This is a genomic window from Sphingobium quisquiliarum P25 (assembly GCF_000445065.1).
GTDB classification, from domain to species: domain Bacteria; phylum Pseudomonadota; class Alphaproteobacteria; order Sphingomonadales; family Sphingomonadaceae; genus Sphingobium; species Sphingobium quisquiliarum.
This window is the reverse complement of sequence record NZ_ATHO01000076.1, coordinates 16,998-31,545: the sequence shown is the minus strand read 5'-3', so window position 1 is coordinate 31,545 and position 14,548 is coordinate 16,998. Positions and strand designations below refer to the sequence as shown.

Annotated in this window: 17 protein-coding genes and 1 pseudogene; 9 read left to right on the top strand and 9 right to left on the bottom strand. The window is 64.8% G+C overall.

What is annotated here, in order from left to right:
- The 4 genes and pseudogenes from L288_RS44105 to L288_RS31345 form a co-directional block, all read left to right on the top strand.
- Positions 1-222: pseudogene (locus tag L288_RS44105) on the top strand (hypothetical protein); the annotation flags it as partial.
- Positions 223-331: 109 nt separating this feature from the next.
- Positions 332-949, top strand: coding sequence for a ribonuclease D (locus tag L288_RS31355; protein ID WP_021238164.1), 618 nt, complete (start codon positions 332-334; stop codon positions 947-949).
- Positions 950-970: 21 nt separating this feature from the next.
- Positions 971-1,615 (top strand): hypothetical protein, encoded by a 645-nt coding sequence (locus L288_RS31350; protein WP_021238163.1) that lies wholly within the window; start codon positions 971-973, stop codon positions 1,613-1,615.
- 2 nt (positions 1,616-1,617) lie between these two features.
- Positions 1,618-2,163, top strand: a complete 546-nt coding sequence (locus L288_RS31345) for an LptA/OstA family protein (protein WP_021238162.1) — start codon at positions 1,618-1,620, stop codon at positions 2,161-2,163.
- A gap of 39 nt (positions 2,164-2,202) precedes the next feature.
- Here L288_RS31345 and L288_RS31340 read toward each other — a convergent pair whose 3' ends face one another.
- The 4 genes from L288_RS31340 to L288_RS31325 form a co-directional block, all read right to left on the bottom strand.
- Positions 2,203-2,796, bottom strand: coding sequence for a histidine phosphatase family protein (locus L288_RS31340; RefSeq protein WP_021238161.1), 594 nt, complete (start codon positions 2,794-2,796; stop codon positions 2,203-2,205).
- Positions 2,793-3,596 (bottom strand): 3-deoxy-manno-octulosonate cytidylyltransferase, encoded by an 804-nt coding sequence (locus tag L288_RS31335; protein WP_031304331.1) that lies wholly within the window; start codon positions 3,594-3,596, stop codon positions 2,793-2,795. Before L288_RS31335 ends, L288_RS31340 begins: the two co-directional genes overlap by 4 nt.
- A 5-nt stretch (positions 3,597-3,601) precedes the next feature.
- On the bottom strand, positions 3,602-4,609 hold the full coding sequence (locus tag L288_RS31330; protein ID WP_030538946.1) for a KpsF/GutQ family sugar-phosphate isomerase: 1,008 nt from the start codon (positions 4,607-4,609) through the stop codon (positions 3,602-3,604).
- 286 nt (positions 4,610-4,895) lie between these two features.
- Positions 4,896-5,894 carry an NAD-dependent epimerase/dehydratase family protein gene (locus L288_RS31325; protein ID WP_021238158.1) on the bottom strand — a complete coding sequence of 333 codons (999 nt, stop codon included), beginning with the start codon at positions 5,892-5,894 and terminating at the stop codon, positions 4,896-4,898.
- A gap of 185 nt (positions 5,895-6,079) precedes the next feature.
- Here L288_RS31325 and L288_RS31320 point away from each other — a divergent pair, with 185 nt between their 5' ends.
- Both L288_RS31320 and L288_RS31315 read left to right on the top strand, forming a co-directional pair.
- On the top strand, positions 6,080-7,210 hold the full coding sequence (locus tag L288_RS31320; RefSeq protein ID WP_021238157.1) for a GNAT family N-acetyltransferase: 1,131 nt from the start codon (positions 6,080-6,082) through the stop codon (positions 7,208-7,210).
- A complete protein-coding gene (locus tag L288_RS31315) occupies positions 7,207-8,070 on the top strand; it encodes a cupin-like domain-containing protein (protein WP_021238156.1) in 864 nt (287 codons plus the stop codon). The genes L288_RS31320 and L288_RS31315 overlap by 4 nt, the downstream gene beginning before the upstream one ends.
- Here the strand turns inward: L288_RS31315 and L288_RS31310 are convergent.
- From L288_RS31310 to L288_RS31300, 3 genes are all read right to left on the bottom strand, one after another.
- The gene (locus tag L288_RS31310) at positions 8,048-9,124 is read right to left on the bottom strand and encodes a GNAT family N-acetyltransferase (RefSeq protein WP_021238155.1); all 1,077 of its coding nucleotides are present in this window, start codon (positions 9,122-9,124) and stop codon (positions 8,048-8,050) included. The two genes, L288_RS31315 and L288_RS31310, sit on opposite strands and share 23 nt — an antisense overlap.
- Before the next feature lie 64 nt (positions 9,125-9,188).
- The gene (locus tag L288_RS31305; RefSeq protein ID WP_031304330.1) at positions 9,189-9,554 is read right to left on the bottom strand and encodes a DUF962 domain-containing protein; all 366 of its coding nucleotides are present in this window, start codon (positions 9,552-9,554) and stop codon (positions 9,189-9,191) included.
- A gap of 58 nt (positions 9,555-9,612) precedes the next feature.
- On the bottom strand, positions 9,613-10,590 hold the full coding sequence (locus tag L288_RS31300) for a serine hydrolase (protein WP_031304329.1): 978 nt from the start codon (positions 10,588-10,590) through the stop codon (positions 9,613-9,615).
- An 86-nt stretch (positions 10,591-10,676) separates the two neighbouring features.
- Here L288_RS31300 and ung point away from each other — a divergent pair, with 86 nt between their 5' ends.
- Positions 10,677-11,363, top strand: a complete 687-nt coding sequence (ung, locus tag L288_RS31295) for a uracil-DNA glycosylase (RefSeq protein ID WP_021238152.1) — start codon at positions 10,677-10,679, stop codon at positions 11,361-11,363.
- Between the two features lie 12 nt (positions 11,364-11,375).
- Here the strand turns inward: ung and L288_RS31290 are convergent, their stop codons facing one another.
- Positions 11,376-12,047, bottom strand: a complete 672-nt coding sequence (locus L288_RS31290) for a spermidine synthase (RefSeq protein ID WP_021238151.1) — start codon at positions 12,045-12,047, stop codon at positions 11,376-11,378.
- Between the two features lie 141 nt (positions 12,048-12,188).
- On the opposite strand from L288_RS31290, the gene L288_RS31285 reads away from it, so the two are divergent.
- Positions 12,189-12,635: a hypothetical protein gene (locus L288_RS31285; protein ID WP_021238150.1), complete on the top strand. Its 447-nt coding sequence runs from the start codon at positions 12,189-12,191 to the stop codon at positions 12,633-12,635.
- Positions 12,636-12,854: 219 nt separating this feature from the next.
- On the opposite strand, the gene rpoZ is transcribed toward L288_RS31285, so the two are convergent.
- Complete coding sequence (gene rpoZ / locus L288_RS31280; protein WP_021238149.1) at positions 12,855-13,199, bottom strand: DNA-directed RNA polymerase subunit omega; 345 nt, start codon at positions 13,197-13,199, stop codon at positions 12,855-12,857.
- Positions 13,200-13,317: 118 nt separating this feature from the next.
- On the opposite strand from rpoZ, the gene L288_RS31275 reads away from it, so the two are divergent.
- Positions 13,318-14,520 (top strand): phospholipase D-like domain-containing protein, encoded by a 1,203-nt coding sequence (locus L288_RS31275; protein ID WP_021238148.1) that lies wholly within the window; start codon positions 13,318-13,320, stop codon positions 14,518-14,520.
- Positions 14,521-14,548: the final 28 nt, after the last annotated feature.

Below are 14,548 nucleotides of genomic sequence, written 5' to 3'. Positions count from 1 at the left end.
GCCGCGATCGCCGCCATAGAAATTGTCGTCGCCGAAACCGTCGCGCTTGTCCTTGCCGCGCCCGCCGCGGCGACCTCTATCAAAACTCATGCCCTGTTGGTCACTTTCGCTTCGCCCAAGACTAAATCGGACAAACATGCCGGGCGAAATGACATGCAGAATCCACCGCAAGGATGCGGGTTTGAGAATCACTATATCAACTTTTCTCCGGGGCGCGAATGATTTTAGCCCGATTGCCGCCACAATTGCGTGGGCGGCGGGCGCGTTACAGTTTCACTCGCGATCAAAAGGGTTGATTGAGTTGCAGCGGCTTTGGCCATAGAGGGGGTCCATGACCGTTCACTTTCATGAAGAGGACCTGCCCGAAGGCGTCCTCGCCCCCGGCCCCGTCGCCGTCGATACCGAAACCATGGGCCTTATCACCCCGCGCGACCGGCTATGCCTGGTGCAGATCAGCGACGGGCACGGTGACGAGCATCTGGTGCGCTTTGGCCCCGGCAGCGATTATGCCGCCCCCAATCTGCGCGCCGTGCTTGGCGATCCCAACAGGCTGAAACTCTATCATTTCGGCCGCTTCGACATCGCTGCCATCCGCCATTATCTGGGCGTGGTGGCGGCGCCCGTCTATTGCACGAAGATCGCATCGCGCCTGATCCGCACCTATACCGACCGCCATGGCCTTAAGGAGCTGGTGCGCGAACTGCTGGGGCAGGAAATCAGCAAGCAGCAGCAGTCGAGCGATTGGGGCGCACCCGCCTTGTCGGACGCGCAGAAGGATTATGCGGCGTCGGACGTGCGCTACCTTCACCAGTTGAAGGCGGAACTGGACAAGCGGCTGATCCGCGAGGGCCGCATGGAACTGGCGCAGGCCTGTTTCGATTTCCTCCCTCACAGGGCCGAACTGGACCTGGCGGGCTGGCCGGAGATCGATATCTTCGCCCATATGTAAAAGGCAGGAAGCAAGCGCTCCATGTCCATCCAGGCGGAAAAGCAACGTCATGCGCGGCGGCATTGGGCCCTGCCGGGGGGTAGCCATGACCGGCTGGTGGGCATGCTCAAGAACTGGCTGCCGATCGCGGTCGGGGTGCTGGCCGCGCTGCTGGCGACCGCGCCGTTCCTGGGCGGCGACAAGGTGAGCTTCGTGCTCGACAAGAACAAGGTGGAGGTGGCGCAGGAACGCATGCGCGTCACCGAAGCGCTCTACCGGGGCGAGGACAGCAAGGGCCAGCCCTTCTCGCTGCGCGCCGGATCGGCGGTGCAGAAAAGCTCGCGCGAGCCTGTGGTCGACCTGAACGATATGTCCGCGCGCATCCTCCTGCCGGAAGGCCCCGCCGTGCTGAACGCGCGCAAGGGCCGGTACGACATGGACAGCGAACGCGTGGCGGTGGACGGCCCGGTTCAGTTCCAGGCGGCGGGCGGATACCGGCTGACGACGCGGGACGTCGGGATAGACCTCAAGACGCGGAAGATGCGCAGCGCGGGACGCGTCGATGGCCGCATTCCCATCGGCACGTTCAGCGGCGACCATCTGGAGGCCGACCTCAATGCGCGCACCGTGACGCTCCAGGGCAGGGCGAGCTTGCGCATCGAACAAAATGGCCTCAAAGGGCGGTAGTGATGAAGAGATCGCTGATCCTGCTGTCGGCTGGCGCGCTGGGTGCGGCCGTTTTCTATGCTGGCGCGGGCGCGCAGGTGCTCAAGAATCACGACAGCAACGCCCCGGTAAACTTCACCGCCGACCGGATCGAGGTGCAGGATCGCGCCGATCGCGTCGTGGTTTCGGGCAATGTCGAAGTCACGCAGGCGGGCATGCGGCTCAATGCGGCGCGCATGACGGTGGCGTACCGGAACAATGGATCGAACGGCAGCGGGGTGGAGGTCGACCGGATCGACGCGACGGGCAATGTCGTCGTGACGAAGGGCAATGAAACTGCGCGCGGCAATGTCGCCATTTACGACCTCAACCGGCGGCTGATCACCATGATCGGCAATGTGAGCCTGACGCAGGGAGCGAACCGGCTGACCGGCGGGCGGCTGGTGATCGACCTGACCAGCGGGCGTTCGACCGTGGACGGACGCTCATCGGGCGGCGTGCCGGGCGTGTCGAGCGGATCGGGCGGGCGGGTGTCGGGCACCTTCACCGTGCCTCAGCGTAGCAACTAAGCGCGATCACTTACCATTACCGCTTCTCGCGATGCGACGTTAGGGGCGCTCGTCCCAGCGAATCAGCCGCACCTTGCCATCCGGCTCCGCCGCAAGCTCGCCAAAGGCCCCGGTGCGCAGCTTGAGCGAGGCGGAAGGCAAGCCAAGGGCGAGCAGGGCGAAGCGCGCCGCGCCGTTGCTGGTCACCAGCAGTTCCATGCCGTCGCCGCCCTTCTCAAACCACCTCTTCCAGGCGGCAATCCGGGCAGGAGCATCCACAACCCAGCCATCAGGCGCGATGCCGCGCTCGTCCCAATCGGCGAGCGCCTGCCGCCCAATCCGGGCAAGCACCTGCGCTTCGGACAGCCCTTCGTCGGGACCATGGTCGATTTCGTTGAGCCATGGCAGCGCGCCGTCCAGCGCATGGCCTGTCGCCGACGCGATCCGGGCGGCCGTTTCCGTTGCCCGTTGAAGCGGGCCGCTATGGATGCAGCGGATGGGCAACTGCCGGGCCGCGAACCAGGACCCAAGACGATCCGCCTGCGCGCGTCCGCTTTCGACCAGCGGAATGTCCGTAAGCGCGCCGATCCGGCGGGCTTCGGCGCTGCTGCCGAACGTGTTGCCATGGCGGATGATGAAGATGCGCCGCGTCATGGCAGCGGCGGGGTGGGGTCGCCATGGATGGCGATCAGCGCCTCTACCCGGTCGATATCGGCGGGCGTATCGATCCCGGAACTGTCGAACAGCGGCGGGTCGACGGGTACGGTCGTGATGGGAATGCCAAGTTCCAGCAGGCGAAGCTGCTCCAGCCCTTCCAGTGTTTCCAGCGCGGTCGGTGGAGCATTTTCAAAGCGCGTCAGGGCGTCAAGCGTGTAGCCATAAAGGCCGACATGCCGCCAGACCGGCGACATGGTATCGCTGGCGCGCAGGGCCTCCTCCCCCCGAATAGCAGGGATGATGGCCTTGGAAAACCACAGCGCACGGCCATCAGCGGCGCGGGCGCAGGTCGTCCCGCTGAAGGGCGAGCGGCGCTTGTGGTCGCGCAAGGCGTCGAGCGCTGCCCAATCCAGCGCGATCACCGGCGTTGCCACTTCCGCGCCGGATTTCAGGGCCGCGATGACCGATCGCAGGGCGGCTTGCGGCTGAAAGGGGGAATCGCCCTGAAGGTTTACGACGAAGCGCGGCGGAACGGGCCTTTGCAGCGCCGCCGCCAGCGCCCGCCCGGAGCCAGTGGCGATGGCGCTTTCCGTCATCACCGCATCGCAGCCAGCGGCGCGTGCATGGTCCGCAATCTCCCGGTCGTCCGTTGCGACCAGCAATTCCGCATCTTGCAGACCGCCGATCGCGGCGCGCGCCATGGCGATGGTCCGGTGCAGCAGCGTGCGGCCCGCGATCAGTCGCAGGGGCTTGCGGGGAAGACGCGAGGAGCCTGCCCGCGCCGGAATGACGACGATGATGCTCAGGCGACCCCGGCGTTCAGCAGGTCGTGCATGTGAATCGCGCCGACCAATTGCCCGCCTTCGCAGACGAACAGCAGGGTGATGTTGTGCAAATGCATGAGCCGCAGCGCTTCGGACGCGAGTTCTTCCGGCCCGACGCTCAAGGGCGTGGGCGTCATATAGCGGCCCACCGCCTCGGTCAGATGCTGCGTGCCGGTAACGGTGCGGCGCAGGTCGCCGTCAGTAAACGCGCCGATCAGTTCGCCGCTCTGATCAACCACAGCCGTGCCGCCCAGCCGCCCACGCGTCATTTCGATTGTGGCGTCCAGCAGCGACGCGTCTTCGCGCACACGAGGCACGCCCTCGCCCTTCGTCATCAGTTCCCGCACCTTGAGGAGCTGCGCGCCAAGGCTGCCATTGGGGTGGAATTTATAGAAGTCGTCCGCCGAAAAGCCCCGCATCTCCATGAGAGCAATCGCCAGGGCATCGCCAAAGGCCATCTGCACCGTCGTTGACGTGGTCGGCGCCAGTTCATTGGGGCAGGCTTCGCGCACGGCGGGAAGGAGCACGCACACATCAGACGCCGTAGCCACCGTGCTTCCCGCCCGCGCCGTCAGGCCGAGCAGCGGAATGCCGAAGCGCTTGCAATAGTGAATGATGGGTCCAAGCTCGTTCGACTCGCCCGAATGGGACAGCATCAGCACAACATCATCCGGCGTCACCATGCCCAGATCGCCATGTCCCGCATCGGCCGGATGCATGAAGATGGCGGGCGTCCCGGTCGACGTCAATGTCGCCGTCATCTTGCGGGCGACGATGCCGCTCTTGCCCATGCCGGTCACGATCACGCGGCCGCGCACATTCATGATCACGCCGACCAGCCGAAGGAAGATCGCCGCAAAATCGCGATCGGAAAATTTCGCTTCCAGCGCGTTGATGCCCTGGGACGCAGTGGACAAGGTCCGGCTGGCGGTTTCAACGATCCGGCTGCCGGAGCCAAAAGGCACGATCTTAGATACTGTAGACACGCAAACGCCCTTTTTTCCCCGCAACGCCGCCGGTTATCCTGCTGACGCTACGTGGCGGCGGATCGCCCATCGGCAAACCGCCCTTACCTCATATTCCGCGACCGTCCCGGCTCTAAGCCGGCACCTTGAAGCGGGAATAGGACTGTTCGGACGGTGATGGCAATTCAATTTGTAAACAGGGCGAAAAATTGCGCGGCTAAACTGTCACACATTTAACAAAGAAGCAGATAGCGGGCCGTCGCCGGAACTTTCTGGAATGAACGGCGTAGTGCCGCGCTTTTGGCAGTCACTCGCGATGATAATCGCGATACCACGCCACGAAGCGGGGCACGCCTGTTTCAATTGCGGTGGCGGGTGCGAAGCCGATGTCCTGAGCAATGGCGCTGATGTCGGCGAAGGTCGCCGGGACATCGCCCGGCTGCATCGGCTGGAAATCAATTTCCGCCTTGCGGCCGCACGCATCCTCCAGGACGGAGATGAGGTGCATCAACTCTTCCGGGCGATTATTGCCGATATTGTAGAGCCGATGGGGTGAACGGCTGCCGCCCGCCTTGATCGATCCGTCATCGGCCGGGGCATGATCGAGACAGCCGATCACGCCGCTGACGATATCGTCGATATAGGTGAAGTCGCGCTGCATCCGGCCATGGTTGAAAACCGGAATGGGATCACCCGCCAATATCTTCCTGGTGAAGATCCACATCGCCATGTCGGGCCGCCCCCATGGGCCGTAGACGGTGAAGAAGCGCAGGCCCGTCATCGGGATTCGGAAAAGATGCGCATAGGTTTCGCTCATCAGCTCGTCGGACCGCTTGGTCGCGGCATAGAGCGAGACGGGATGGTCGGCACGGTCCTCCACCCGGAAAGGCAGGCTGTCATTGCCGCCATAGACCGAGGAGGATGAGGCGTAGACGAGGTGGCGCACCCGCCGCTCCCGCGCCAGTTCCAGCATGTTGACGTGCCCGGCCAAATTTGACCGCACATAGGCGTGGGGATTGATGAGCGAATAGCGGACGCCCGCCTGCGCGCCCAGATGGATGATGGCCTCCACCGTCTGGCCCGCCAGCGCCGCCTGTAGCGCATCCATATCGGCAAAGTCAGCCTCGGCGAAGGTAAAGAGCTTTCCATGCCGCTCGGCCAGCGTGGCGATGCGGTCGCGCTTGAGCGAGACGGCATAATAGTCGTTCATATTGTCGATGCCGGTCACCGCCCGCCCCGCCGCGAGCAGCCGGTCAGCAACCGCCATGCCGATGAACCCGGCCGCGCCTGTCACAAGGATAGTCATGCGGCAGCCCGCTTGAAGGGCAGGATGGAAGTCTTCACCGTCAAAATCCCCTTTCCATCAGGCGTCATGGCCGTTCACAAACAATCCTGCGGCCGATGTAAAGGCCTTTCCCCAAAAGCGCTGCGCGATTGGCCGATTTAGACAATTTAGTCTTTCCCTAAGCATTGCCGCCTAAGGGAGGAGCCATGGATATGGCTTCGCATCCGGTTCCGATCAGCGGCCGCGCTCACGGCCCGGCCCAACGCGCGCGCTGGGCGTCGCTGGCCAATGACGCGGCGGAGGCGAACGCTTTCTATGCGCCGGACATGCTGTGCGCGGCGCTTGATCATCTGGCGCAGGTCCCGGCCGTGCGCCTGATCGAATCGTGCAACGGCAGCGACCTTATCGGGCTGCTTCCGGTGGTCGTTCTGCCGAGTCATGGCCGCCTGCCCCTGCCCTGCGCCGCCAACTGGATGCACGATCATTGCTTCTTCGGCGCGCCGCTGATTCGCAAGGGACAGGAGATGGCGGCGTGGCGCGGCCTTCTGGCGCAACTGGACGCGGCGGAATGGGCTCCGGGCTTCCTGCATCTGCAAGGGCTGGACGCAGCGGGAGCCAATGCCGCCGCGCTCGAAGCGCTGTGCGTGGAGCAGCGGCGCGGCCGGCGGGAAGTGCACCGCTATGACCGGGCGATGCTGCGATCCGAACTGGATGCAGAGCGCTATTGGGAAACCCATGTGCGCGCGAAGAAGCGCAAGGAAGTCCGCCGCCTGCAAAAGCGGCTGGCAGACATGGGCGCGGTCGAGCAACGGATGCTGACGGATCGGGCCGAACTGCCGCACTGGTGCGCGGACTTTCTGGCGCTGGAAGCGTCGGGCTGGAAAGGACGCGAGGGCACCGCTCTGGCATGCCGGGCGGGCGACGCCGCCTTCTTTCGCGCCGCCTGCGCCGCCGCCTTCGACGCAGGGCGGCTGCACATGCTGCGCATCGACCTTGACGGACGGGCGATCGCCATGCTGGCCAATTTCCGCCACGGCAGCGGGGCGTTTTCTTTCAAGATCGCCTTTGATGAAGAGTTGGGCCGCTTTTCGCCCGGCGTCCTCATCGAACTCGCCAACCTCCACGCCGTTCAGGGCGACCCGGCCATCGAGTGGATGGACAGTTGCGCCGCCGCCGATCACCCGATGATCGACAGCCTGTGGGGCGAACGGCGGACCATCGTCCAATATCGAATCGCGTTGCACGGGCGAGGCCTCGCCCGGCTGGGCCGGGGCCTTGCCTTCGCGCTGGCCAATGGCGCGGAAGCCCTTGCCGCCCGAATGAAGGGACAATCATGACCGCCTACAAGCCGATTACCGCCGCCCGGACATTTCCCGGCAGCGCCCGTGACGATTTCGCGCGCGCCTATCCCGATCAGCCCGCAAAGCTGCATCACGCACTGACAGGGCATGAACTGCTGACGATCCCGGCGATTGCCGAACTGGCGGAGAGAATGCCTGCGTCCAGCGTCGAATATAATCTGGGCAAGCTGCCACTGGGCATCCGCGCCGAAGACACGCCGTCGAACGGCCTGACACTGGACGAGACGATCCGCACGATCGAAACCAATGGCAGCTGGGCGGTGCTGAAGAATGTAGAGCGCGATCCCGCCTATGGCGCGCTGCTGGACCAGGCGCTGGAAGAACTGGCCCCGCTGGTCGCGCGCGCGACCGGGCCGATGCTGAACCGGGAAGCCTTCCTGTTCCTTACGTCGCCGGGCAGCGTCACGCCGTTCCACATGGACCCGGAGCATAATATCCTGCTCCAGATCATGGGGGAGAAGGTGATGACCGTCTTCCCCGCCGGAGACGAGGAACTGGTGCCCGCGATCAAGAGCGAGTCCTTCCACGCTGGCGGGCACCGCAACCTTGAATGGCGCGAGCATTTCAGGGGCCGTGGAACAGCCTTCACCCTGAGGCCGGGCGAAGCCATCCATGTGCCGGTGAAAGCCCCGCATTTCGTCGAAAACGGGCCTGCGGTGTCGATCAGCCTGTCGGTGACATGGCGGTCCGAGCGCAGCGTAGCCGAGAGTGAACTACATGGCTTGAACGCGTTGTTGCGGCGGCGCGGGCTGCCGGTCACGCGGATCGGTACGCAACCGGAACGACAGCGGGCGCGGCGGCTGGCCTATCGCGTCATGCGGAAGCTGGGCGCCTGAACATACGCCGCAGCAGCGCTTCACCCTCAAGCCGGGGCGAAAAGCGTTCGATCACCCACCATTCCAGCGCTTCTTCACGCGTGGCGAGGCTCTGCTTGTAACGGTCCTTGCCCGCGAGCAGGGAATAGAGGGAGAGGCCCTGCCCGGCATAATGCGCCACCGCCGCGGCGTGACAGAGCAGCCCCGGCTTGTCCTTGGACGAGCGGGGCGCCGCGAAGGCGGACTGGTAATTCATGGCCTGGCCGCGATAGACGAAGTTGACAAGCAGCCCCACCGTGCCGCCATCCGCAGCGGTGAAGCGCAGCAGTTCGACTTCCCCATTGTCGCGGCCACGATCGGCCAGCAGGACGACGAAACGGCGGAAGGCAGGATCGGCCCAGGCATTGTCGCTGTGCCGCCCTTCGTTCAGGACGCGCATCTCCTCTATCCATGCGGCGGATTGCGCGGCGGAGGATGCAAGGGTGATGGAGGGCAGCGCGCCGCCATGATCCTTGATCGCGCGGCGGATCTGGCTGCGCGTGTTGGAACTGAGCAGCGAGAGATAATCGCCCGAAGCATCGCGGACGGCGTCCAGATCGACCTGATAGACGGGCGAGCGATCCAGGCACAGAGAACGGCGGACAGGCATCCCCAACAAGGGCGATCCGGGCACGATGCCGCTCAGGCGAAGGGCGCGCCAGTCCATCCTGCGGGCAAGGGCTTCGTGAAAGGCGCTGACGGCTGCACCTTCATTGGGCTTCGCCACGAGCAGGCCATTATATTCGACATAGGGCCGGTCCAAGGCGGGATCGCCCGACTGGTTGAGCGACAATGTGGCGCAGCGCCCCAGCAGACGCGGCATCATGGCATGGCCGAGCAGCGCGAGGGCGACATCCCCGCCCTCCTGATCCGCGACGGTCAGCAGTTCGGGACGGACGCCATAGCTTTCCAGCCAGCTCCCGGTCCATGTCCAGCCAAGGAAGAAGCTGCTGGCGGACGCCGCCTCCAGCGCCCGCCAGCGGGTTTCCAGACTGGCAAGGTCAGGGAGGGACGAAAATCGGGCGGTAAGGACCATCGCCCCCTTGTGGCAGAGCCGCGCACGGGGTCAAGCGACAGGGATGACCCTTGCCAGCGCCGCGCTAAAGCGGCCGCTGCTTGGCCGGATCGATCGACCCGTCGGGGCGTACCCCCGCAATCGCAAGTTCATGCTTCATCCGCCCGGTGACGAATCGATACCACATGCGGAGGTCCGCGCGCAGGGACCAGAGGGGATGGCGGAAGGTCGCGGGCCGGTTGCGTTCGATCAGGCTGTGACTGATCCAGGCGAAGCCATAGCCCGCAAGGGGCAGCGCCGGGATCATCCACCAGCGCCCGGCCAACGGAAGCATGCCCGCCAGCAACAGCGCCAGGCTGGTTCCCGCATAGTGCATCGCCCGCGTGCCCGGCCGCGCATGTTCCCGTAGATAATGAGGCCAGAAATCGCTGAAATCGGTATGTCCGCGCACCTTCTCTCTCCCGAAGAGAAGGCTATCGGCGATCGTCCCCGCGCCTAAGCGCAATGCGTCAGGACGTGCGGCTTTCGGGAGCGAAGAGGAAATAGTCATAGGCCGCCCGCGCGACTTCGGCCATGATCCGGTCGCGCAGCACATGGCCGCGATGATCCTTCATCACGAACACGGAAATGGCGAAGGTCCGGCCATCGGGCAGGGCGATGAGGCCAGCATCATTGCCAAGGCCGTTCAACGTGCCGGTTTTATGCGCGATCTGCGTGCCCGGCGGCAGCATGCCGGTCAGCCGCGCCTTGCCCGTCTTGCACCGGGCCATGATGGCGAGCAGCGCCGCGCTGCTGCCGGGCTTGAGCGCCTTGCCATGATGGATCGCGGCCAGCAGGTCGTTCATCGCGCGCGGCGTCGAGGTGTCGCGCGGATCGGCGGCGAAGGCCATGTTGGGCAGGTCGCGCGCGTCGCGCTGCTGGGGGGAAAGGCCCGCCTCCATCGCGGCTTCGTCCCCGCCCATCGGCGCGGCGGCCTTGGCCCGCTCCAGAAGCTGGGCGGTGTTGCTGTCCACCCGCTGGCCATGAATGCCGATCGACTGGAGCCAGCTATTGACCGCCTGCGGCCCGCCCGCGCGCGCCACCAGCACATCGGTCGCCTCATTATCGCTGCGGGTTAGCATCAGTTCCAGCAGCGCGGTGACCGGCAGCGGCGTGCCAAGGCGCGGCAGCCGCTCGTCAAGGTTGAGCGCGCCAGCGTCGGCCATCGAGAAGATCTTGCCCGCGACCGCGACCTTGTAGGTGCTGGCCATCGGGAACAGCGTGTCATTGTTGATGCCGATCGACTGGCCGCTGTGCAGGTCGCGCACGGCGATGCCGACCGTTCCGTCCGTCAGCGCCGCGAAACGTTCGAATTCGCCCAGCAGGCGCGCCTCCGCCGTGCGCTGAACGATATTGGGCGTGGGGCCGAAAGCGTCGGCGGCTGGCAGCGGGGCGAGGAACAGGCCGAAAGCCGTCAGCAGGGCAGCAAGGGAGGAAGGGCGCGGCATGGCCCGATATTCTCCCATTTGCACCGCCGGGGCAAGCGCCAAGCGTTGTTGACAGGGCTTTGCCAGCGGGTTCATCAGCACTGGCCATGACCAGTACGATCAAGCTCGACGAAAGCTGGCGCACGCCGCTGAGCCAGGAGTTCCAGCAGCCCTATATGCAGGGGCTGAAACAGTTTCTGGAAAGCGAGAAGGCGCAGGGCAAGCGCATCTTCCCCAAGGGTTCGGAATATTTCCGCGCGCTCGACCTGACGCCGCTCGACACGGTGAAGGCCATCATTCTTGGGCAGGACCCCTATCATGGCGAAGGACAGGCGCATGGCCTGTGCTTCAGCGTCCGGCCGGGGGTGCGCACGCCCCCTTCGCTGGTCAACATCTACAAGGAACTGAAAACCGACCTTGGCATCGATCCGCCACGCCACGGCTTTCTGGAACATTGGGCGCGTCAGGGCGTGCTGCTGCTCAACAGCGTCCTGACTGTGGAAATGGGGCGCGCCGCATCACACCAGAAACAGGGGTGGGAACAGTTCACCGACGCCGTTGTCCGGCTGGTGAACCAGAAGGACGAGCCGGTCGTCTTCCTGCTGTGGGGCGCGCATGCGCAGCGCAAGGCCGCCTTCGTCGATCAGTCGAAACATCTCGTGCTGAAGGCGGCGCATCCTTCCCCGCTGTCGGCGCATAACGGCTTTCTGGGCTGCCGCCATTTTTCGCGGGCCAACGCCTTTCTGGAAGCGAAGGGGCGCGGCGCGATCGACTGGTCTTTGCCCAACGCCTGAGGCGCCTGACTTTCAGCGCTTCGCCGCGAACCAGATGACATGGCGCGGCCCCTTGCCATTGTCGCGCGCCTTGACCGCCACTTCATCGACCAGGAATCCCGCGTCGCGCAGGCGGCGGGTGAAGGCGGCATCGGGCGCGGCCGACCAGATGGCAAGGATGCCGCCGGGCCTTAACGCGCTTTTGGCGGCGGCAAGCCCGGCCGCGGAATAGAGCCGGTCATTGGCGGGGGTGGTCAGCCCGTCCGGGCCATTGTCGACGTCCAGCAGAATGGCGTCATAGCTGCCCCGCGCCGACGCGATCACGGCGGCGACATCGCCCTCCACCAGGTGGACGCGCGCGTCGTCCAGGCATCCTTCCGCCAGATCGGCCATCGGCCCGCGCGCCCAGGCGATGATCTGCGGCACCAGTTCAACCAGCGTGATGAGACCGCCCGGCCCCATGTTCGCCAGCGCGGCGCGCAGGGTGAAGCCCATCCCATAGCCGCCGATAAGCAGATGGGGATCACTCACCCGCTTCAGCCGGTCCAGCGTCATCACCGCCAGCGCTTTCTCCGAACCGCTCATGCGGCTGCTCATCAGCTCATTGCCGTCCAGCACGATCATATGATCGTGCCCGCGCCGGTAGAGCTTCAATGGCTGGCCGCCCGGAACGGGAGCCGTGTCGATCAGTTCGCGGGGCTGCATGAGGTTCCTTCCTGTCGGCGCGGCATGGCAGCTTGTCGCGGCGCACGCAAACTTTCGCGGCACTGGCGCTTGGCGTCTTTGCCGCCTATCTGCCGGGCAGCACTCTTCCCAACCCCTTCCCTTAGCAGGCAGATTGTTCCGATGCGTTATTTCCTCGACACCGAATTCAACGGATTTGCGGGGGCGCTGATCAGCGTCGCGCTGGTGCCGGAATTTGGCGACGATGAATTTTACGTGTCCCTGCCTCTGGCGGAGGAGCCCCATGGTTGGGTGCAGCGCAATGTGATGCCCTATCTGCGTCATGTGCCGCCGGGCATCGACATGGAACTGGACCGGGTGGAGGCGGCGCATCATCTGGCCGACTATCTGGCGGGCGATCCCGATCCGGTGATCGTCGCCGACTGGCCGGAGGATTTGGCCCATTTCTGCGCGCTGCTGGTCACCGGCCCCGGACAGATGATCGACCTTAACGGATTGAAGCTGCAACTGGTCAACGCCGCCGGGTTCAGCGCCGCCGCCAACAGCCGGATACCGCATAATGCCCTGCATGATGCACGGGCGTTGCGGGACTTTTGTCTGGGGAATTGAGGGCTTAACATCCTCCCTGTCGAAGATGACGAGGGGGACTGTCGCAGGCTGGTGCAACGGAAAAAGGCGCGGCCTTTGCGATTATCCCTCCACCATCGGCCTCGCCGACGGTTCCCCTCCCCATGCTCCGCATAGGGAGGATTGAGTTGCCCATAACGGTCGAGGCCCGGTCCTGCTTGCGCAGGCCGGGCCCCATTCCCTCTCCAAACCGTCAGGCGATCAGCCGTCGTAGTCGCCGCCGATATTCTGGTTGCGCGGCGGCGCGGCGGCGGTCAGGCGCAGCGCCTCCGCCGACTGGGCGATCGATCCGATTTCGTCCGGCGTATCGTCGTCATCGATCTGCACCTTTTGCAGAGACGCGACGAGCGAATCATGAAGATCCGCCGGAAGGATGGTTTCTTCGGCGATTTCACGCAAAGCGACGACCGGATTCTTGTCGCGGTCGCGGTCCAGCGTCAGCTCGGCGCCGCCGGAAATCTCCCGCGCGCGCTGGGCGGCGAGCAGAACAAGATCAAAGCGGTTGGTAACCTTGTCGACGCAATCCTCGACGGTAACACGGGCCAAAGGGCGCTCCTGAACATGCAAATTCGTGAAATCGGCGCCTAACAGCCGTGATCGCCAGAGTCAACGAAAAGGCCATAAAGCCTTGGCATGGCGCGGTGAAAGGGAGCATGAGTGCGGCATGTCGACGAACAGGCGGATCGAAACATGCCGGGATGACGCCACCATCAGCCTGCCAATCCAGGGCAACCGGCTGACGGTCATCGAAACCGGCCCTGCCCTGCGCCAGGCGCTCATTGACCTGATCGACGGCGCGGCGCGGAATTTGAAGCTCTATTACTATATCTTCGCCGATGACGAGAGCGGCCGCATGGTGCGCGACCGGCTGATCGCGGCGCGCGAGCGCGGCGTCGCCGTGACGCTGATGATCGATGCCTTCGGTTCGGCCGACACGCCGCAGTCCTTCTTCGATCCCCTGGTGGCGGCGGGCGGGCGGTTCGGCCGGTTCGGCACGCGCCGGTCCACCCGATACCTGATCCGCAACCATCAGAAAATGGCGATCGCTGACGACAAAAGGCTGCTGCTGGGCGGCTTCAATGTCGAGGATGATTATTTCGGCCTGCCGGAGGATGATGCCTGGGCGGACCTTGGCCTGCTGATCGACGGGCCGCACGTCAAGGCGATGACCCGCTGGTATGCGCAGCTGTGGCGCTGGGTGTCGAGCAAGGGCCAAAGCTTCCGCAGGCTGCGGCGGATGGTGCGCCACTGGCATCCGAGCCCGCGCCACGATCCGCGCGACCCCATGCGCTGGCTGGTCGGCGGCCCTACCCGGCGCCTCAGCCCCTGGGCGCAGGTGGTGAAGCATGACCTGGAACATGCGCGGCGGCTGGACATGGTGGAGGCCTATTTCTCCCCCGGCCGGGGCATGTTGAAGCGGATCGCCAGGGCCGCCCGGCGCGATGGCGCACGCCTCATCCTGCCGTCGCGATCGGACAATGGCGCGACCGTGGCGGCGGCGCGGCTGCTCTACGGCCCGCTGTTGAAGCGCGGCGTCGAGATATGGGAATATCAGTCCTGCAAGCTGCACATGAAACTGATCGTCATCGACGATACGGTCTTCATCGGATCGGCCAATTTCGACATGCGCAGCCTGTTCCTGAACCTGGAGATCATGCTGCGGATCGAGGACAAGGCGCTGGCGGCCGAAATGCGCGATTTCATCGACCGCCGGGTAACGGAAAGCCGGCGGATAACGCTGGAAAGCTACAAGGCCCAGCGCGGGCCGCTGACCCTGATCAAGCAATGGATCAGCTATTTTCTGGTCGGCGTGCTTGACTATACCGTCACCCGCCGCCTCAATTTCCGCGATCCGGACCCGGACTGACGGGCGGGTAGGCAGTGGCCTCCCCTTC